This is a genomic window from Streptomyces sp. NPDC026301, from assembly GCF_055567935.1.
Map to the genome: position 1 here is coordinate 411,986 of NZ_JBVHPN010000003.1, position 19,433 is coordinate 431,418.

Below are 19,433 nucleotides of genomic sequence, written 5' to 3' on the forward strand. Positions count from 1 at the left end.
ACCGTACGCGAAGCAGGTCGCGGGCGCACCTGCCGGGCGCGTCCGGGAGCCGGTCACACGTCGACGGCGGCCAGCCGCTCGCCGTCGAGGGTGCGGATTTCGAAGCGGTCGATGTCGGCGCTGTGCATGGCGGCGCCGCCGTTGGTGTACAGGGGCTGCCGGCTCCACTTCGTACTGCCGCCCTTGATGCCGTACCCGCCGTACGGCACCGCCCACGTCGTGACGGTCTGCTGTGCGCCGTCCTTGCCGACCGCGACGAGGGAGCAGCGCAGCGGGCCCTTGACGTTGCCGAGGCGGAGGGCGACGGAGGTGCCCCAGGGGCGGTCGGCCATCGTCACGCCGGCGGTGACCTTGGTGACCGGGTCGACCGCGGTGTGCTTGTGGCCGCCGCTGTCGTACATCTGCTCGGCCGGGCTCGCGGTCTGCCGCGGCGGCTGCGGCTCGTCCCCGGTGACGGCCAGGGTGGCGAACGGCCCGCCGACGATCAGCGCGACGGCGGCCGCGACGAGCGCGAGGCGCCGTCCGCGCCTGCGCCGCCGGGCCGCGGCGACCTCGCCGAGCAGGCCGCTCAGGACGCGCCGGGAGGGCGTCGGGACGAGCGTGGCGGCGTCCGGCGGGGCGCCCGTGCCGTCGTCGGCGAGGCCCGCCAGCATCGGCTCCAGGCCGAGCAGGCCGTCCAGCTCGGCGGCGCAGCGGTCGCAGCCCGCGAGGTGTTCCTCGAAGCGGGCGGCGTCGGCGGCGTCCAGGACGCCGAGCGCGTAGGCGCCGGCGTCGGTGTGGGCCGCCGGCTCGGCGGGCGGGTGGGGCCGGTTCACGCCGTCACTCCTCGTTCTTCCAGCGAGAGCTTCAGGGAGCGCAGCGCGTAGAAGACCCGCGACCGTACGGTCCCGGGCGGTACCCGCAGCACCTCCGCCGCCTCGTTGACCGTACGTCCCTTGAAGTACGTCTCGATCAGGGCCTCCCGGTGCGCCGGGCTGAGGTCGGCCAGCGCCTCGGAGATCGTCATCAGGCGCAGCGCGCGGTCGATCTCGTCGGCGGCGGGCAGCGTCTCCAGGGGCGCGGCGTCCACCTCCTGGGGCCGGGCCTGGCGGCTGCGGTGCCCGTCGATGACGATCCGGCGGGCCACGGTGACCAGCCAGGGGCGTACGGAGCCGGTCGCGCGCTGCAGCTGGTCGGCGTTGCGCCAGGCGCGCAGCAGGGTCTCCTGCACCACGTCCTCGGCGCGGTGCCGGTCGCCCGCCACCAGCCGCAGGACGAACGCGAGGAGCGGTCCCGCGTGCTCCTCGTACAGGGCCCGCATGAGCTCTTCGTCGGGCGTCGTCCGGTCGGCCACGACGGCATCCTTGCGCAACGCCACTCCCGGGTCGAGGGGACGGACAGCCTTCCGTACGGGCTGGTCCAGGGGAGTACGGACGCGGGGACTCCGGCGTTCAGCCGGTGACGCGGGAGGTGTTCAGCCGGTGACGCGGGAGGCCGGGCCGAGGGTGGCGCGGCGGCGGTGGCGGGCCACCCGCTCGCGGTTGCCGCACACCTCGCTGGAGCACCAGCGCCGCCGGCGCCCGCGCGAGGTGTCCAGGTAGATCCGCGAGCACGCCTCGCCCTCGCACTGCCGCAGCTGGCCGCGGGCCACCGCGTCGGTCAGCATCCCGACGGCGTCGCGGGCGACCGCGGACATCAGCCCGGCACAGTCCGGCGGGCGCGCCGGGCGGCGCTCCAGTACGCCGTCCGCGCCGCGTACGGCGCGTTCGGGCGGGGGCGGGGCCTCGGCGGTGGCGTTGAGCAGCGCCAGGTCGCGGTCGGCCGCCCGGCCGCGGATCTCGTCGTGCACGATGCGCCGCAGCAGTTCGCGCAGCGCCCGGAAGCGCGCGACCCAGCTGCCGTCGACGGCGTCGAGTGCGCTGCTGCGCGGGACGACGCCCGCGCCGACGAGCCAGGCGCGCAAGTGGTCGGGGCCGAGGAGCCGTTCGGCCGGCGGCTCGCCGGTCGTGGCCACCAGGTCCAGGCAGATCCGCCCGCAGTCGAACCGCAGGTCGTAAGGCGCCGCCATGTGCCTGTCACTCCTTCGGGGACAACGTCTCCCTCCAGAGTGCCCGGCCCGGTGCACGGGCGGAACCCTCGGCACCGTGCCGGCGTGCGAGCCGTCCCCGGCCCGGCCGGGGGCCAACGCCCTTACGCGTCCGCGTACTTCGTCTCCGCGTGCGGGTCCAGGGACAGTCGGTAGCCGCGCTTGACCACCGTCTGGATCAGCTTCGGGGCGCCCAGCGCCACCCGCAGCCGGGCCATCGCCGTCTCCACCGCGTGCTCGTCGCGGCCCGCTCCCGGCAGCGCGCGCAGCAGGTCGCCGCGCGAGACGACCCAGCCGGGCCGCTTCGCCAGCGCACGCAGCAGAGACATGCCGGCGGGCGGCACGGGCCGCAGCTCGCCGTCGATGAGGACCGCGTGCCCGCGGATCTCCACGCGGCGCCCGGCCACCGGCAACGGGCGTACCCTGCCCGGCAGTTCGTGGCAGAGCAGCTGCACCAGCGGGCCCAGCCGGAAGCGCTCCGGCTGGACCGTGGCGATCTCGTGGTTCTCCAGGGGCAGCGCGGTCACCGGGCCGACGCACGCGGGCAGTACGTCGTGCCGCAGCGCGTCCAGCACCTCGCCGTGGACGCCCCGCTCCTCGGCGCGGCGCAGCAGCGACGCGGCGGCCGGTGCGCTGGTGAACGTCACCGCGTCCACCGTGCGCGCCAGGATGGCGTCCAGGAGGCGGTCGACCGGGCCGATGTCCTGCGGCGGCATCCAGCGGTAGACCGGGACGCCGACCACCTCGGCGCCCGCGGCGCGCAGCGACTCCACGAAGCCGGGCAGCGGCTCGCCGTGCAGCTGTACCGCGATCCGCTTGCCGTCCACGCCCTCCTCCAGCAGCCGGTCCAGCACCTCGGCCATGGACTCCGAGGCGGGCGACCACTCCTCGGTGAGGCCGGCCGCGCGGATCGCGCCGCGCACCTTCGGGCCGCGGGCGAGCAGCTCCACGCCGCCCAGCCGCTCCAGCAGCGCCGTGCCCAGGCCCCAGCCCTCGGCGGCCTCCACCCAGCCGCGGAAGCCGATGGCGGTGGTGGCCACGACGATGTCCGGCGCGTCGTCGATGAGCTGCTTGGTGGCGGCCAGCAGCTCCGCGTCGTCGGTGAGCGGCACGATGCGCAGCGCGGGCGCGTGTACGACCTCGGCGCCGCGGCGCTCCAGCAGCGTGCCCAGCTCGGCGGCGCGGCGGGCCGCGGTCACCCCGACCGTGAACCCGGCCAGCGGCAGCCCGCCGCCCCGCTCGGCGCCCTGCTGACGCTGACCGCTGTCGTCCTGTGGGTCGTTTCGCTGTCCCTCGTGCATGTTGGCTCTCGTCCCGCTTCGCAATGTTGTGCGCCGGCTCAACGGCGGCCTGGCCTCACCGGGCTCCGGGGCGCCCGTCCCAGGGCGGGCCCACAGACCGGATGGGTTCCTGATGCTGCCAAGGGTCCGTGACGACCCGGGTTCACCGTTATTTCTCCAGTGTTACGCCCGAGAGGCCCCGGACGTTCCCGCCGGGGCCACTCCTCGGGTACGACCGGTCACACTTCCGCGTATGCCGGGCGCTGCGCTTCTTCGGTGCGCAGGTCCGGCTGCGCCACCGGGCGCCGGAGGTATACGGCCCAGGTCACGGCCAGGCACAGGGCGTAGAAGACGAGGAAGGACACGAAGGCGGGGGTGCCGGAGCCCGCGGTCATGAACGCCTGCCGGAACGCCAGGTTGATGCCCAGCCCGCCGAGCGCGCCGACCGCGCCGATCAGTCCCATCGCCGCGCCCGAGAGGCGCCGCCCGTACGCCGCAGCCGCCTCGTCCGCCAGTCCGCGCGAGACCGCCTTGGCCTGGAAGATCGCCGGGATCATCTTGTACGTGGAGCCGTTGCCGAGCCCGGTCAGCACGAAGAGCGCGATGAATCCGACGAGGAAGACCGGCAGCGACTTCTGTACCGAGGCGACGATCACGACGGCCGTCGCCGCGCCCATGGCGGCGAAGTTCCACAGGGTGATCCGCGCGCCCCCGAAGCGGTCCGCGAGCTTTCCGCCGACCGGCCTGATCAGCGAGCCGAGCAGCGGCCCGATGAAGGTCAGCGAGGCCGCCTGCAGCGGGGTCTGCGCGAACTGGTTCTGCAGCACGAGCCCGAAGGCGAAGCTGTAGCCGATGAAGGACCCGAAGGTGCCGATGTACAGCAGCGACATGATCCAGGTGTGCGGGTCGCGCGCCGCCTCCTTGGCCGCGCCCGTGTCGTTGGTGACCGGCGCCAGGTTGTCCATGAACAGCGCGGCGCACACCGCGGCGAGCACGATCAGCGGGATGTAGACGGCGAGCACGATGCGCGGGTGCGCGGCGCCCGCCGTACCGATGATCAGCAGGCCCAGCAGCTGGATGACGGGCACGCCGATGTTGCCGCCGCCCGCGTTCAGGCCGAGTGCCCAGCCCTTCTTGCGCAGCGGGTAGAAGGAGTTGATGTTGGTCATCGAGGAGGCGAAGTTGCCGCCGCCGACCCCGGTGAGCGCCGCGACCACCATGAAGGTGGTGTACGACGTGCCCGGCGTCATCACGAAGGCCGCGACGACGCTCGGCACCAGGAGCAGCGTCGCGCTCATGATGGTCCAGTTCCGCCCTCCGAAGCGCGCCACGGCGAACGTGTACGGCACCCGGAGCACCCCGCCGACCAGCGTCGGCATCGCGACCAGGAAGAACTTCCCGGCCGGGTCCACGCCGTACTCGGGCCCCATGAAGAGCACCATCACCGACCACAGGCTCCACACGGAGAACCCGATGTGCTCGGACAGCACGGAGAACCACAGGTTCCGCCGCGCGATCCGCTCACCCCCGCTCTGCCAGAACGCCTCGTCCTCGGGGTCCCACTCCTCGATCCACCGCTTGCCCTTGCGTACCGCCGTCATCGCGCCTCCCAGCTCTCGGGGTCTCCCGGTCCGACGCTAGGGACGGCGCGTTTCGCCGCGGTGCCGCCAGGTGTCACCGACGCAATATCGCGCTCACCCGGGACGGCGCGCCACGGTGAGTATCGGCCGGGGCACCCTCCGCGGCGCTCACGCCGCCATCAGTCGGGCGTCCTCGGGCGGCAGCCAGGCGCCCTCGGGGCGGGCCAGCCAGCCGCCGGCCGCGCCCAGCTCACGCGCCGCGGCCAGCAGCGCGTCCAGCCCGGGGTGGCGCAGCCCCCGGCGCCAGACGACCGACACCGGGGACAGCGGTACGGGGTCCACGAGGGGCCGCAGCACCATCCCCGGCGCTTCGATGAACTCGACACTGGCCAGCACGGACCAGCCGCGCTTCCGTACGACGCGGAGGAATTCGGCCGGGCCGTCGATCTCCGGGTACGGCGCCGCCGCCCGGATGCCGCGCCCTTCGAAGAGGCGTGCCGCCAGGCCGGTCCACTCCGCCGTGTGCGCGTTGCCCGCCCCCGTGTACAGCGTCTCCCCCGCGAGCGCGTCCAGGGGCACGGCCGCGCGTGCGGCCAGCGGGTGCTCCTCGGGCAGCAGAACGGCCATCGGCTCGTACCGCACCGGGTGGTGGGCCAGCCGGGACCGCACGCCGCGCGGCAGGCCCGCGATCCGCCCGAAGGACACGTCCAGGCCGCCCGTCAGCAGCCCTTCGGCGGCGCCGGTCAGGCCGCTGTGGAAGCGGGCTGCGAACTCCAGGCCGGGCGCCGCCGCCCGGGCCCGCTCCAGCACCCGGTGCGCGGTGCCCACGGGCGCGCCGACGTCGACGAGCAGCGGGCGCTCGTGGCCGCCGCCTCCGTGGAACGCCGCGGCCAGCTCGTCGTGCGCGGCCAGCACGCGCTGCGCATACGGGAGCAGCCGCTCGCCTTCGGGGGTGAGGCGCACCTGACGAGTGGTGCGCAGGAACAGCACGGTGCCGAGGTCGCGCTCCAGACGGCGGATGTCGCGGCTGAGGGCCTGCTGAGCCACGTACAGGCGGGCGGCGGCACGGGTGAAGTGGAGCTCGTCGGCGACGGCCGTGAAGGCCCGCAGCAGTCGCGGCTCTATGTCGTGAGGCACGCACCCATGGTGACAAAGACGAAGTGGCTGGATGGAGACCGTCCGGCCAACGGATTGACAACGAGAGACGGTGAATGCGTGGTGAAGAGGTGTTGGACGGTCCGGGGCGGCCGGCCCGATCGTGAACGGGTGATCCTCTTCCTCGCCTCCCGGCCTGTGACGGCCCCGCCCGTTCCCGTACGGCCGCGCCGCCGCCCGCCGCGCGGCACCCCGCGGCTGCCGTTCCTCCGCCCGTACGCCCGGATCTTCGCCGTGCCCGGCACCCGGGCCTTCACCGCCGCCAACCTCCTGGCGCGGCTCCCCATGGGCATGTTCAGCGTGAGCGCGGTCCTGATGATCGCGGGGTCGCGCGGCTCGTACGCGCTGGCCGGGGCCGTGACCGCCACCGGGCTCGCGGCGACGGCGGTGGCCGGGCCGTGGACCGCGCGGCTGGTCGACCGGTACGGGCAGGCCAGGATCGCGCCGCCCGCCGCCCTGCTCGCGGTGGCCGGGTCGCTGGCCCTCGTGCTGTGCGTACGGCTCGACGCGCCCGCCTGGACGCTCTTCGCGGCGTACCTCTGCACGGCCACCACGCCCAACACCGGCGGCATGTCCCGCGCCCGCTGGGCGCACCTCTTCCGTACCGACGCGCGCGCCCTGCACACCGCGAACTCCTTCGAACAGGCGGCGGACGAGGCGTGCTTCATGCTCGGCCCGGTGCTCGCGGCCTTCCTGTGCACGGCGCTGTTCCCGGAGGCGGGCACGCTCGCCGGGGCCGGGCTGCTGCTGACCGGCGTGCTGCTGTTCGCCGCGCAGCGCCGTACGGAGCCGCCGCTCGCGCCCTGTACGGACCGCACCCGCTCCCCGTTGCGCCGCCCCGGACTGCCGCCGCTCCTGCTGACCTTCCTGTGCACGGGCGCGGTCTTCGGGTCGCTGGAGGTCGTCACCATCGGGTTCGCCGACGGGCACGGCATACGGGCGGCGGCGGGCGGCATCCTGGCGCTGCAGGCGGCCGGGTCGTGCGCCGCGGGCCTGCTGTACGGGCTGCTGCCGCCCGCCGGACGGCCCGCCGCACGCTTCACGGGCTGTGTGGCGGCCATGGCGGTCCTGATGCTGCTGCCGCTCCTCGGGGCGGCGAGCGGCAGCCCTGCGGTGCTGGCGGGCGCCCTGCTGGTGGCCGGGATGGCGACGGCCCCGACCATGGTCACCGGCATGGGCCGGGTGCAGGCCCTGACGCCCGCCGGCCAGGTCAACGAGGGCCTGACGCTCGCCGTGACGGCCCTGCTGGCCGGCATCGCGACCGGCTCGGCGGCGGGCGGCTGGGCCACGGACCAGCTGGGCCCGGACGGCTCCGGATACGCCGTGCCGGTGGCCGCCGCGGCCCTCGCCCTGACCGTGACGCTCCTGGGCCGCCGCGCCGGGGCGGGGCTCAGCGGTCCAGGCCCCAGCCCCTGCCCATCTCGTACGCGGCGCAGAGATTGACGTCGAGCATGTACGCGCCGGCCGTGCCGCACTGCGCGGGGCCCGTACCGGGGTCCAACGGCTGTCCGTGCCCCATGCCGGTGATCGAGTACGTCTCGGCGGCGACCGCGCCGCCCGCGTCCCGGTACACCGCATGCGGATAGCCGCCCACGGTGTCCGTGCTCTCCGGGGTCTGGTCGGTGCCGCGCACGTTCGTCCACTGCTCGACGAGGTCGGCCATGTTCACCGGCTTCACGGTCGTGTCGGCCGTCCCCTGGAAGACCGTGAGCCGGGGCCAGGGGCCGGTGTAGCCGGGGTTCTGCGCCCGCACCCGGTCGCCCCACTGCGCGGGCGTCTGGGTCGCGCCCACGTACATGCACACGTACGGCGAGCCGGCTGCCTGCGCGCAGCCGTACGGGAGGCCCGCGACGACGCCGCCCGCGGCGTACGTCTCCGGGTACGCGGCCATCATCACCGCCGTCATCCCGCCGCCGGCCGAGAGCCCGGTGACGTACGCCTTGGAGCCGCCCACGTCGGCGAGCTGCCGGGCGGTCATCTGCTGGATGGACGCGGCCTCGCCGTGGCCGCGCTCGATGTCGCCCGCCTGGAACCAGTTGAAGCAGGAGTTGAGGTTGTTGGCGCCGGTCTGGCCCGGGAAGACCACGGAGAAGCCCCAGCGGTCGGCGAGCTCGGTCCAGCCGCTCTGCTTGCCGTAGGCGGTGGCGTTCTGCGTACAGCCGTGCAGCGCGACGACCACGGGGCGGCCGGCGGGCAGCCCCTGCGGGGCGTAGCGGTACATCCGCAGCGCCCCCGGGTTGCTGCCGAAGCCGGTGACTTCCTCGATGGCGCCGGGGGCCGCGTGTGCCGTCGTCGGCGACGGCGGGAAGAGGGCGGCCAGCAGGGCCGCGACCAGGACGCTCAGCGTGCGCTTGGTTGTCTTGTACATGCCCGAGGACGGTAGGAGCGCAGGGCGGCGCCCGATATGGCGCGGGACGCCACATCCGGCGTCCGCACCATGGGACCGACATGACAAAAGCCCCGCTGCCTTACGGCGGCGGGGCTCGTGCCCACATGGGATGAGTGGAGATGGCGGGAATCGAACCCGCGTCCAACGGTGCAGAATCAGGGCTTCTCCGTGTGCAGTCCGCTGCGATTTTCTCGGCCCCGGAGATCACGCGGACAAGTCTCCGACGGGCTCAGTCACTGTTTGATGTCTCCACTCAGCCCCGTGACCGGGCTCAGTGGATAAGACCCCTAGCTGATGCCAGGAACCGGGTCGGGATCATCCCCGGGCTGACACTTCGCAGGTCGCTACTTAGGCAGCGAGGGCGAAGGAATCGCGCTTGGTGTTGGCGATTATTGGTTGCGACATATGGTTAACGAGATCATTGCCGCTTCCTCGACACGCTTCCCCTGCTTCGACATCCGCTGTCGAAACCGATCATCCCCATGTTGTTTTTTCAAAGCCGGACGCTCCGTCTCGCGGAGAGCCCCGCACCCCGTCACCTCGGGGTACATGTGCCATCGTACGGGAACAACATGGCACCGTGCCAGCATATTCCCAGGGGCTTTCGCCGGGCCTTCCGCCCAGGTCAGGCCCCCCGCTCCCGGCGGCGCACCGCCGAGATCACCCGGTCCGCCTCGCGGCGGTCCTGCTGCTCACGCAGGGTCTGCCGCTTGTCGTACTCCTTCTTGCCCTTTGCCAGCGCGATCTCGACCTTCGCACGGCCCTTCAGGAAGTACAGCTGGAGCGGGACGATCGTGTGGCTCGTCTCCTGGGACTTCGCCGCCAGCTTGTCGATCTCCTCGCGGTGCAGCAGCAGCTTCCGCTTGCGGCGTGCCGCGTGGTTGGTCCACGTGCCCTGCGCGTACTCGGGGATGTGCACGTTGTGCAGCCACGCCTCGCCGCCGTCGATCTGGACGAAGCCGTCCACCAGCGAAGACCGACCCTGCCGCAGCGACTTCACCTCCGTGCCCGAGAGCACGAGGCCGCACTCGTAGGTGTCGATGATGAGGTAGTCGTGGCGCGCCTTCTTGTTCTGCGCGATGAGCTTGCGCCCGGCCTCCGCGGCCTGCCGCTTCGCCTTCGTTTTCGCGTTCGCCTTAGCCATAGTGCGGCCATTTTCGCACTACGACCCACCTCCGAGGCCACTCATTACTGTTCTGGCCCGGCTCTCCGCCCGGTCGTCGGCGGGGATGTCGGGGGTGATGCCGCGGCCGTCGACGCCGCGGCCGGACGGCGTGCGGTAATGGCCGACGGTCAGCTCGGCGACCGAGCCGTCCGCGAGCTTGCTGGGCATCTGGACCGAGCCCTTGCCGAAGGTCGGCGAGCCGATCACCACCGCCCGGCCGCGGTCCTGCAGCGCCCCCGCCAGCAGCTCGCCCGCGCTCATCGTGCCGCCGTCGACCAGCACGGCCAGCGGCGACTTCGTGGCCCGGCCGCGGTCGGCGTACAGCGCGCGCTGGCTGCCGCGCACGTCATACGTGGCGACCAGGCCGCCGTCGAGGAACGCGGCGGCCGCGGTGACCGCCTCACCGACCAGGCCGCCGGTGTTGCCGCGCAGGTCCAGCAGAAGGCCCCCGGGCGGCGCCGAGCGGACCGCCTCGCGCACCTCCTCGCCGGTGCCCTTGGCGAACGCCTCGACCTTGATCCGGGTCATGCCCCCGGGCGCCGCGGGCCGCTCGACCGTGACGTTCGCCGTGCGCAGCCGGGCGCGGTGCAGCGTCGCTGACCAGTGCCGGTCCGCGCGCTGGAGCTTCAGCGCGACGGGCGTACCGGGGGCGGCGGCGGCCCGGGTGCGCGGCTCGGCACCGGCGTCGCCGCGCAGCCGCGCCACGACCTCGGTGACCGGGCGGTGCCGGGTGGTGCGGCCGTCGACGGCGAGCAGCGCGTCACCGGGCGCGATGCCGGCCCGGGCCGCGGGGCTGTCGGGGCGGACGCGGGAGACGCGGACATGACCGCCCTCGGCCTGGCGCAGCCACAGGCCGACGCCGACGTACTCGCCGTCGAGCTGCTGTCTGAAGTCCTCGTACTCGCCCGCGGTGTAGACCGTGGACCAGCGGTCGCCGCTGCGGCTGACCACGTCGGCCGCGGCCTGGCTGCCGGACTTGCCGTCCTTGATCGCCTCGCTGGCGGCCCGCTCGACGGCCTCGCGGTCCGCCGTGCCGTCCGCGGCCGACCGGCCGTCGGCGACGGTACGTACCGGTATCCGGTGCTCCGCCCCTTCTCGGCCTTCGCCGCCCCAAGTACCGGCTGCCGCGCCCGTACCGAGCACGCTCGCGAAGACCAACGTCAGGGCCGCCCCGCGGCGGATGCGGCGGGGCCGGACAAAGTGCAATCGGCCCGACATGCCGGTGAGTCTAGGCCAGAAAGAAGCGCCGTACGGGCAGTTGCCCGCACGGCGCTCTTGGCATAACTCACACCTTCAGATACTTGCGGAGCGCGAAAAACGCGGCGAGCGCCGGCATCAGAAGACCGATGAGCAGGACCAATGGGAGCACGGCCACCACGGAGTCCCAGCCGATGAAGTTGATCACCTGGATCTTCTCCGCCAGCCAGTTGTTCACGAGGATGAACTTGCCGCCGACGATCAGGACACAGGCGAACCCGGCGCCGATCAGGCCCGCGATGGCGGCCTCCAGGATGAACGGCATCTGGATGTAGAAGCTGGACGCGCCCACCAGCCGCATGATCCCGGTCTCCCGCCGCCTGCTGAACGCCGACACCCGTACGGTGTTGACGATCAGCAGCAGCGCAACGACCAGCATCAGCCCCATCACGCACAGCGCGGCGATGTTCATGCCGTTGAGCAGGTTGAACAGCGGCTCCACGGTGTCCCGTTGGTCCTGGACCTCCTGGACGCCGGGCCGCTCGCTGAAGGCCGATTTGATGACCGCGAACTTGGTCGGGTCCTTCAGCTTGACCCGGAAGGACTCCGGCAGCTGGTCGGGGGTGACGAGGCCCGCGACGGGCGTGTCGCCGAACTGCTCCTTGTAGTGCTTGTACGCCTGGTCGCTGGACTCGTAACTCACCTTCTCGACGATCGGCAGCCGGTTCAGCTCGGCGCGGATGTCGTTCTTCTGCTGCGTGGTGGCCGCGCCCTTGGCGCAGTTGGCGCCGGAGTCGGCGTCGTTCTTGTTGCAGAAGAAGATGGAGACGTTGACCTTGTCGTACCAGTAGCCCTTCATCGTGCTGACCTGGTCGCGCATCAGCAGCGAGGCGCCGAAGAGGCCGAGCGAGAGAGCCACGGAGACGATGACGGCGAAGGTCATCGTGAGGTTACGGCGGAGACCGACGCCGATCTCCGACAGGACGAACTGGGCGCGCATGGCGTCCTTTCAGTACTGGGGGCCGTACACGCTTAGTGCTGGTAGCCGTACACGCCGCGCGACTGGTCGCGTACGAGCCGGCCCTTTTCTAGTTCCATGACCCGCTTGCGCATCTGGTCGACGATCTGCTGGTCGTGGGTCGCCATGACCACGGTCGTGCCGGTGCGGTTGATCCGGTCCAGCAGCTTCATGATGCCGACGGAGGTCTGCGGGTCGAGGTTGCCGGTCGGCTCGTCGGCGATCAGCAGCATCGGGCGGTTGACGAACGCCCGCGCGATCGCCACGCGCTGCTGCTCACCACCGGACAGCTCGCCCGGCATCCGGTCCTCCTTGCCGCCCAGGCCGACGAGGTCGAGCACCTCGGGGACGGTCTTGCGGATCTGGCCGCGCGGCTTGCCGATGACCTCCAGGGCGAACGCGACGTTCTGCCCGACGGTCTTGTTCGGGAGCAGCCGGAAGTCCTGGAAGACCGTGCCCACCTGGCGCCGCATCTGCGGGACCTTCCAGTTGGACAGCTTTCCGAGGTCCTTGCCCAGTACGTGCACCGCACCGTGGCTGGCCCGCTCCTCGCGCAGGAGCAACCGCAGGAAGGTGGACTTGCCGGAGCCCGACGAGCCCACCAGGAAGACGAACTCGCCTCGTTCGATCTCGAGCGAGACGTCCCTGAGAGCGGGGCGGTTCTGCTTCGGATAAGTCTTGGAGACGTTGTCGAATCGGATCACAGATGCACCACGGTCGACCTGGGTAGGGGCACGGGTTGCCGAGTTGCGGCTCCCGTCGGTGAGCGTGACCATACGCGAACCACGAGGCGCGGCGCAGTCGGCGTCCGGTCTTGGTGCGTTTATTCACGGCACCTACGGGGACAAAACGAACACATTCCGGCTCCCGCCGACGGCCCGCGCGCGGCCTGAACGTGCCGTGCGCTGCGAGGATTCCGGTACGCGCGCCGAGGGGCCGGCGAGCTGGCACAGTAGAAGAGGGAACCAATGCGCCGGCCCGCGCGTTGGAGCTGGTGAGAAGGAGGTCGCATGACGTACGACCGACTGGTGTGCGCCAACTGCGCGGCCCCCGTGAGCGAGGGCCGCTGTCCGGTGTGCCGGGCCAGCAGGGAGCGACTGCAGCAGCAGAGCGGCCTGACCGGGCTCTTCGCGCAGGTCACCCCGGCGACCCTCGTGGTGCTGCTGGTGGCGCTGGTCGCGGTGGGCCTGCTGGCGACGGGTGGGCTGACCCCCGGCTGATCTCGACGAGATCGCATACGGACATCGCATACGGACAGCCGCATACGGACAAGACCGCATACGCAAAGGGGCCCGGCGCGGATTGCGCGCCGGGCCCTTCGCTGTGCGTCATGCCGCTGCGGCACGTTTCACGGTGCCGCGCCGGGGCCTCAGGCCGCGGCGGAACCGCCCTTGTTGATCAGGCGCGGCATCATGCGGAAGCCGATGCCACCGGCGATCATCGTCGCCGCACCGATCAGCAGGAAGGTCGTACCGGACGAACCGGTTTCGGCCAGCTCGCCGCCGGCCTGCTGCTGACCGCCCTTGGGCGTGTCCTGGGCCTGACCGGGCGTGTTGGCGATGTCTTCCTTGGAGTCGCCCGGCTGCTCGATCGGCTTGGTGCCCTCGTTGTCGGTACCGGTGCCGTCGTCGCCGCCGTTGGCGTCGCCGCCAGTGGCGTTGCCGCCGGTGGCGCCGTTGTCGCCGCCGTTGCCGCCGCCGATGCCGTTGTCGCCACCGTTGCCGCCATCGCCGCCGTTGCCGCCACCGATGCCGTTGTCGCCGCCGTTGCCGCCGTTGCCGCCGCCGATGCCGTTGTCGCCACCGTTCTGGCCGCCGTTGTCGTCACCGCCGACCGCGCCACCGTTGTCGTCGCCACCGACCACGCCGCCGTTGTCGTCGCCGCCGACCGCGCCACCGCTGTCGTCACCGCCGATCGCGCCGCCGTCGTCCTCGCCGCCGACCGCGCCACCGCTGTCGTCACCGCCGATCGCGCCGCCGTCGTCCTCGCCGCCGATCAGACCGCCGTCGTCACCACCGGTGTCGCCACCGGCCTGGCCGCCGTCGGACTGGCCACCGTCGGACTGGCCGCCGTCACCGCCGCCGATGAGGCCACCGATGAGACCGCCGATGATGCCGTCGTCCTCCTGGGCCTGAGCGCCCGGCTCGGCGGCCGAAGCGGCGCCCGTCACGGTCAGCGACGCGCCCAGCGCGATCACAGCGCCGGCCGCAACGCGCGCCACGCGCACCCGCGTCTTCTTGGTCATCTGCCTGCTACCCCCAGTAGCTCATGTGTCATTGGGGCATTTCTGTGCGGGGCGACGGCCGATGGGGGTACGCGACTCGCGGCTCCGCTGAGCGGGCGGTTCGCCAGGATCCCCGTTTCACACGCGCCCCAGACATACGCATGCCGCGCTCTACCCTTCCCAGATCCCAACGGACCGTCAAGGTCAAATAAAGAGCGGATGACCGTATTGCAGCGCTTTATGGGGGTCGGCGGCGTACGACTGTAACCAAATCACCACAACAAAAAGCAACCGCCGCCCCACAGGCGACGGTTGCCTCCGATGTCTCGGCCTCGGCCTCGGCCTCGGCTTCGACCTCGGCTTACTTCTCCTGCTCCTGCTGCTTGCGCCAGCGGATGCCGGCCTCCAGGAAGCCGTCGATGTCGCCGTCCAGCACACCCTGCGGGTTGCCGACCTCGAACTCCGTCCGCAGGTCCTTGACCATCTGGTACGGGTGCAGGACGTACGACCGCATCTGGTTGCCCCAGGAGTTGCCGCCGTCGCCCTTGAGCGCGTTCATCTTGGCCTGCTCCTCCTGGCGGCGCCGCTCCAGCAGCTTCGCCTGGAGGACGTTCATGGCGGTGGCCTTGTTCTGGATCTGCGAGCGCTCGTTCTGGCAGGAGACCACGATGCCGGTCGGGAGGTGCGTGAGGCGGACCGCGGAGTCCGTGGTGTTGACGCCCTGGCCGCCGGGGCCCGAGGAGCGGTACACGTCCACCCGCAGGTCGGACTCGTCGATCTCGATGTGGTCGGTCTGCTCGACGACGGGCAGCACCTCGACGCCGGCGAACGACGTCTGGCGGCGGCCCTGGTTGTCGAACGGGGAGATCCGGACCAGGCGGTGCGTGCCCTGCTCCACGGAGAGCGTGCCGTAGGCGTACGGCACGTTGACGGCGAAGGTGGTCGACTTGATGCCGGCCTCTTCGGCGTACGAGGTCTCGTACAGCTCCGTCTTGTAGCCGTGCCGCTCGGCCCAGCGCAGGTACATGCGCTGCAGCTTCTCGGCGAAGTCGGAGGCGTCGACGCCGCCGGCCTCGGCGCGGACGGTGACCACGGCTTCACGGGCGTCGTACTCGCCGGACAGGAGCGTACGCACCTCCAGCTCGTCGACCGCCTTGCGGACCGAGATCAGCTCGGCCTCCGCCTCGGCCTGGGTGTCCTCGTCGGCCTCGTCGGCGGCCAGCTCGAAGAGCACCTCGAGGTCGTCGACGCGGCCTCGCAGGTCCTCGGCCTTGCGCAGCTGCCCCTGGAGGTAGGACAGCCGGCTGGTGACCTTCTGGGCGTTCTCCACGTCGTCCCAGAGGTCGGGGGCCGCTGCCTGCTCCTCGAGCGCAGCGATATCGGCCCTCATCTTGTCGAGGTCCAGGACGGCCTCGATCGACCCCATGGTCGAGGAGAGGGACTTCAGCTCTTCGGATACATCGACGACTGCCACGCCTCCAGCCTAACGGCTGGGTGAGCCGACATGCGCCGGGCCGTCCGAGGCCGGTGGCCCCGTGCGGCGCCGTCGTGGTTGCTCGCGCAGTTCCCCGCGCCCCTTACGGGGCACTCGGCTACGGCACGTCCGGAGCTGTCTGCTCCGTACCGGGGCGGGCGTCGTCGGGGGTGTCGTCGCCGGAAGCCAGCCACGTGCCGATGCCCGCTACGGCCACCAGGCCCGCCGCCGCGAGGCCCAGTCGCACCCGGCGCTTGCGCACCCGGTGCCGGGCCGAGCCCGCACGGCGCTCGCCCGCCGCCCGGGGCGCGCGGGCCGTGCCGTGCGCCCCGCCGGCCAGCTCGTCCGGGCCCGGCACGCGCATGCTCGTGTGCGTCTCCCGGTTGGAGTCCGGGGCCGCGCCGTGGACCAGCGGCACCGCGCCGCGGACCCGGCCGCCCTCCTCGGGCGCCGCCGGGTGGTACGGGCCGTCCTCGCGGACCGCGTCCTGGCCCGCCGCCTCCTCCGCCTCCTCCTCGCTCTCCGGCTCGTCGATGTCCAGCGGCGGGATGCCGGCCAGCGAGGGCTGGATCTCGCGCAGCCGGGCCGCCAGCTCGGGGGCGCGGAGGCGGGAGGCGGGGGCCTTGGCCAGGCACTGGACGAGCAGCTGCCACAGCTCGTCCGGGATGCCGGGCAGCGGCGCGACCCGTTCGGTGACGTGCCGGCGCAGCACCGCGCCGGGGTGCCCGCCGCCGAAGGGGGTGAAGCCGGCGAGCAGCTCGTACAGGACCGTGGCCAGCGCGTACACGTCCACGGACGCGCGGGGCGGGAGGCCCTCGATGATCTCGGGGGCGAGGTAGTCGGGGGTGCCGATGACGCGGGTGGAGCGGGTGCGGCGCGGCGAGTCGACCAGGCGGGCGATGCCGAAGTCGGTGAGCAGGGCGGGGTGCGCGCCGCCCGGGCCGAGCGGGCCCTCCATGTCCAGCAGGACGTTCTCGGGCTTCACGTCGCGGTGCACGATGCGCGCGGCGTGCGCGGCGGCCAGGCCCTCGGCGACGTCGGCCACGATGGCGACCGCGGCCTCCGGGGCCAGCCGGCGCTGGGCGTCCAGCCGGGTGCGCAGATCGGTACCGCGTACGAGGTCCATCACCAGGGCGAGGTCGTTGCCGTCCACGACCAGGTCGCGGACGCCGACCACGCGCGGGTGGTCCAGGCTGAGCAGGGCGGCGCGCTCCTGTACGAAGCGGCCGACCAGCTCCTGGTCGGAGGCGAGGTCTTCGCGCAGCAGCTTGATCGCCACGGCCCCTTCGGGACCGTCGCCCAGCCACACCGTGCCGGCGCTGCCGCGACCGAGGATCTGGTGGGCGGTGTACCGGCTGCCGATCTTCCGTGCCAAGACTGCTCCGACGGGTCTTGTCCGACAGGTGACGGCCCGCGGCGCGGATGCGCGGGGGCCGCGGCCCCGGGGCGCCCCGGGGCCGATGCTGGCGACAAAACTACGCGGACAGCGGCGCTTTCGGCGCCCCGGACGCCGTCAACCGCCACTTCTCCGCCGGAAAAATCTCCCGGATGTCGATAAATCTCCGGCGTCGCCACTCCGGAGGCGGGTGGCGGTTCCCCGGGTCCGTGCGGGAGCGGTGCCTACCGGCCCCCCACCGACTTCGAGGCCTCGCCGATCGTGGACACCCAGTCGGAGACGTCGGACACCCACTGGCTGACCTGGTTCCAGAAGCTGCGGCCCTGGCCGATCCAGTCCTGCAGCGGGGTCAGCTCCCAGATCAGCCAGGCGCCCACCACGATCAGCACGATCATGATCAGACAGCCCTTGAGGCAGCCCAGGCCCGGGATGTGCACCGGGTTGGCGCTGCGCCGGCGCGGCTCGGGCTCGCGGCGGCGCGGCTCCGGGGCGGGCGGCCGCTGCGGTTCGTACCGCTGCGGCGGCGGCTGCCGGCGCTGCGGCTGCTGCTGGTACGGCGGCGGCTGCTGCCGGCCGTACTGCTGCTGCGGGGGCTGCGGCGGCTGCTGCGGCTGCTGCTGGTAGGGCGGGGGCTGCGCGGGCCGCCGCTGGGGGCGGTGGCGCAGCGGGTCGTCTTCCGGGCTCAGGTACTGGACCTGGGTCTGCTCGTTCCGGTCCCGGGCGGCGCGCAGCTGGTTCTCCCAAGGATGCGGACCCTCGGGCTGCTGCGGGTCGCCGCCGGGCGGGCCCGGCGGCACGGGCGGCATGGCGCGCGTCGGGTCGCCGCTGCCCGGGGGCTGCCCGGAGTCGGCGCCGAAACCGGCGGCCGCGGCACCCGCCGCGGCACCGGCAGCGCCCGCAGCCCCGGCCGCGCCCGCGGCGCCTGCTCCCGTGGTCGGCATGACGTTCGTCGCGGCCGACGGGTCGTACTGCCCGCCGCCCGCCCCTGTGGAGGGCAGTACCTGCGTGGGATCGGCGGCGCCGCTGTCGCCGCCGGTCTCGGGGACCGGCGCGGGCGCCGGGTCGGGCGCGAGCAGCGCGGCGACGCCGAGCGCGGCCTCCGCCTCGGCGGGCGAGGCGTGCACACCGATGCCGGCCGCGACCACGCGCAGGCCGCGGGCGAGGTTCTCGGCGCTGGGCCGCTCCTCCGGGCGCTTGCGCAGGCAGCGCTCTATGACGGTCCACAGCGGCTCGGGGACGCTGCCGGGGCGCTGCGGGTCCTCGCTGAGGTGGCGGTGCAGCACTTCGAGCGCGGTCGCGCCGGCGAACGGCGGACGGCCCGTGACCAGCTCGTACAGCAGGATGCCCGCGCCGTAGATGTCGACGGCGGAGGTCTGCGGGCGGCCCTCGGCGGACTCCGGCGCGACGTACGCGGGCGTGCCGACGAACTCCTGCGTGCGGGTCAGGCCCGGGGAGTCCGCGAGGCGGGCGATGCCGAAGTCGGTCAGCATCGGGTGCATCTCGGCGGCGCCCTCGGCCCCGGCGAGCAGTACGTTCGCGGGCTTGAGGTCGCGGTGCACGACGCCGTCGGCGTGGCTGGCGGCCAGCGCGTCGGCGATCTGCGCGGTCAGCAGCGCGGCCGCGACCGGGCTGAACGGGCCGTTCTGCCGCAGATAGCGGTGCAGGTCGGGGCCGTCGACCAGGTCCATGACCAGCGCGAGCAGGTCGCCCTCGACGACCAGGTCGCGGGTGCGGACGATGTTCGGGTGGGTGAGCCGCAGCAGGACGGAGCGCTCGCGCAGGAAGCGCATCACCACGTCGGGGTCGTGCGCCAGCTCCTCCTTGAGGACCTTGATCGCGACCGTCTCGCCGGGCTGTCCGGCCACTGCTGCCTCGGCGCCCGCCGTCTCCCGCTGGCTGGCACGCCAGACGGTGCCCGTGGCGCCGCGTCCGAGCGGCTCCTCGAGCAGGTACTTGCTGCCTACCGGCCGCACGTCATGCGCTCCCTGGTCGTCACTGAGCAGCTGCCTGATCTGCGCTGTCTGTCGGGCTGTGGGGGTTGTGAGGCCGCTCCGGTGGTCCGGGCGGCCCCTTCCGCCCCACCATAGTGCCGTGTTCGGCGGCGGCGGCCGGGCGGATCCCGTGGTCCGGGGCGGTTCCGGCCGGTCGGTCCGGTCGGGACCCGGCGGGGCTCCGGGGGAAGACGCCGGTCGCGCGCGGATGGTTGCCCTCCGGGCCGATCGCTGACCGGTCGCGCGACGATCTTTGGCCGATCATGGGTCGCAAGCAGCCACTTTTGCATACATGAGTGACCGAACAAGATCACTGAAGGACAGTCGCCACGCGTCTTGTCGGTGGCAGGTGCGAGGATGCTCTCCAGCACGGCAGCGGTGGGGACGGGGGCGCTGCGCCGCGGCGTGCGGCGTGCGCATGCACGCGGACTTGGACTTGTACGTGCCGACGTGTCCGGGCGCGGTGGGGGGAGGTACTGGGCCCCGCCGCATTGCCGGG

The 19,433-nt window shown here is 72.8% G+C and carries 17 protein-coding genes and 1 other RNA gene; 2 read left to right on the forward strand and 16 right to left on the reverse strand.

Annotation, left to right across the window (positions count from 1 at the left end; genetic code table 11):
- Window positions 1-53: 53 nt before the first annotated feature.
- From ACZ4MH_RS07595 to ACZ4MH_RS07620, 6 genes are all read right to left on the reverse strand, one after another.
- Window positions 54-815: an anti-sigma factor family protein gene (locus ACZ4MH_RS07595; protein WP_351599243.1), complete on the reverse strand. Its 762-nt coding sequence runs from the start codon at window positions 813-815 to the stop codon at window positions 54-56.
- The gene (locus ACZ4MH_RS07600; protein ID WP_051862555.1) at window positions 812-1,300 is read right to left on the reverse strand and encodes a sigma-70 family RNA polymerase sigma factor; all 489 of its coding nucleotides are present in this window, start codon (window positions 1,298-1,300) and stop codon (window positions 812-814) included. Before ACZ4MH_RS07600 ends, ACZ4MH_RS07595 begins: the two co-directional genes overlap by 4 nt.
- A 153-nt stretch (window positions 1,301-1,453) precedes the next feature.
- Window positions 1,454-2,047, reverse strand: a complete 594-nt coding sequence (locus ACZ4MH_RS07605; protein ID WP_351599244.1) for a CGNR zinc finger domain-containing protein — start codon at window positions 2,045-2,047, stop codon at window positions 1,454-1,456.
- A gap of 122 nt (window positions 2,048-2,169) precedes the next feature.
- Entirely contained in the window at window positions 2,170-3,366 is a 1,197-nt protein-coding gene (locus tag ACZ4MH_RS07610; protein ID WP_351599245.1) for a uroporphyrinogen-III synthase, read from the reverse strand.
- Between the two features lie 218 nt (window positions 3,367-3,584).
- A complete protein-coding gene (locus tag ACZ4MH_RS07615) occupies window positions 3,585-4,946 on the reverse strand; it encodes a nitrate/nitrite transporter (protein WP_351599246.1) in 1,362 nt (453 codons plus the stop codon).
- Window positions 4,947-5,093: 147 nt separating this feature from the next.
- Window positions 5,094-6,062 carry a LysR family transcriptional regulator gene (locus tag ACZ4MH_RS07620; RefSeq protein ID WP_351599247.1) on the reverse strand — a complete coding sequence of 323 codons (969 nt, stop codon included), beginning with the start codon at window positions 6,060-6,062 and terminating at the stop codon, window positions 5,094-5,096.
- 156 nt (window positions 6,063-6,218) lie between these two features.
- On the opposite strand from ACZ4MH_RS07620, the gene ACZ4MH_RS07625 reads away from it, so the two are divergent.
- Window positions 6,219-7,523 (forward strand): MFS transporter, encoded by a 1,305-nt coding sequence (locus ACZ4MH_RS07625; protein WP_467754406.1) that lies wholly within the window; start codon window positions 6,219-6,221, stop codon window positions 7,521-7,523.
- Here ACZ4MH_RS07625 and ACZ4MH_RS07630 read toward each other — a convergent pair.
- From ACZ4MH_RS07630 to ftsE, 6 genes are all read right to left on the reverse strand, one after another.
- Entirely contained in the window at window positions 7,471-8,448 is a 978-nt protein-coding gene (locus tag ACZ4MH_RS07630; protein WP_351599248.1) for an extracellular catalytic domain type 1 short-chain-length polyhydroxyalkanoate depolymerase, read from the reverse strand. The genes ACZ4MH_RS07625 and ACZ4MH_RS07630 overlap by 53 nt on opposite strands.
- 132 nt (window positions 8,449-8,580) lie before the next feature.
- Window positions 8,581-8,951: a transfer-messenger RNA gene (gene ssrA / locus ACZ4MH_RS07635) on the reverse strand.
- A 143-nt stretch (window positions 8,952-9,094) separates the two neighbouring features.
- Complete coding sequence (smpB, locus tag ACZ4MH_RS07640) at window positions 9,095-9,613, reverse strand: SsrA-binding protein SmpB (RefSeq protein WP_351599249.1); 519 nt, start codon at window positions 9,611-9,613, stop codon at window positions 9,095-9,097.
- 18 nt (window positions 9,614-9,631) lie between these two features.
- Window positions 9,632-10,852 (reverse strand): S41 family peptidase, encoded by a 1,221-nt coding sequence (locus tag ACZ4MH_RS07645; RefSeq protein WP_467754390.1) that lies wholly within the window; start codon window positions 10,850-10,852, stop codon window positions 9,632-9,634.
- Window positions 10,853-10,919: 67 nt separating this feature from the next.
- On the reverse strand, window positions 10,920-11,831 hold the full coding sequence (ftsX, locus tag ACZ4MH_RS07650) for a permease-like cell division protein FtsX (protein ID WP_351601804.1): 912 nt from the start codon (window positions 11,829-11,831) through the stop codon (window positions 10,920-10,922).
- A gap of 32 nt (window positions 11,832-11,863) precedes the next feature.
- Complete coding sequence (ftsE, locus tag ACZ4MH_RS07655) at window positions 11,864-12,553, reverse strand: cell division ATP-binding protein FtsE (RefSeq protein WP_030250386.1); 690 nt, start codon at window positions 12,551-12,553, stop codon at window positions 11,864-11,866.
- A 306-nt stretch (window positions 12,554-12,859) separates the two neighbouring features.
- On the opposite strand from ftsE, the gene ACZ4MH_RS07660 reads away from it, so the two are divergent.
- Complete coding sequence (locus tag ACZ4MH_RS07660) at window positions 12,860-13,069, forward strand: hypothetical protein (RefSeq protein WP_351601800.1); 210 nt, start codon at window positions 12,860-12,862, stop codon at window positions 13,067-13,069.
- A gap of 149 nt (window positions 13,070-13,218) precedes the next feature.
- Here the strand turns inward: ACZ4MH_RS07660 and ACZ4MH_RS07665 are convergent, their stop codons facing one another.
- The 4 genes from ACZ4MH_RS07665 to ACZ4MH_RS07680 all read right to left on the reverse strand — a co-directional run bounded on the left by ACZ4MH_RS07665 (window position 13,219) and on the right by ACZ4MH_RS07680 (window position 18,916).
- Window positions 13,219-14,094 carry a hypothetical protein gene (locus tag ACZ4MH_RS07665; RefSeq protein ID WP_467754391.1) on the reverse strand — a complete coding sequence of 292 codons (876 nt, stop codon included), beginning with the start codon at window positions 14,092-14,094 and terminating at the stop codon, window positions 13,219-13,221.
- Window positions 14,095-14,434: 340 nt separating this feature from the next.
- Complete coding sequence (prfB, locus tag ACZ4MH_RS07670) at window positions 14,435-15,547, reverse strand: peptide chain release factor 2 (RefSeq protein ID WP_351601794.1); 1,113 nt, start codon at window positions 15,545-15,547, stop codon at window positions 14,435-14,437.
- Window positions 15,548-15,665: 118 nt separating this feature from the next.
- On the reverse strand, window positions 15,666-16,922 hold the full coding sequence (locus tag ACZ4MH_RS07675; RefSeq protein WP_467754392.1) for a serine/threonine-protein kinase: 1,257 nt from the start codon (window positions 16,920-16,922) through the stop codon (window positions 15,666-15,668).
- A 245-nt stretch (window positions 16,923-17,167) separates the two neighbouring features.
- A complete protein-coding gene (locus tag ACZ4MH_RS07680) occupies window positions 17,168-18,916 on the reverse strand; it encodes a serine/threonine-protein kinase (protein WP_467754393.1) in 1,749 nt (582 codons plus the stop codon).
- Window positions 18,917-19,433: the final 517 nt, after the last annotated feature.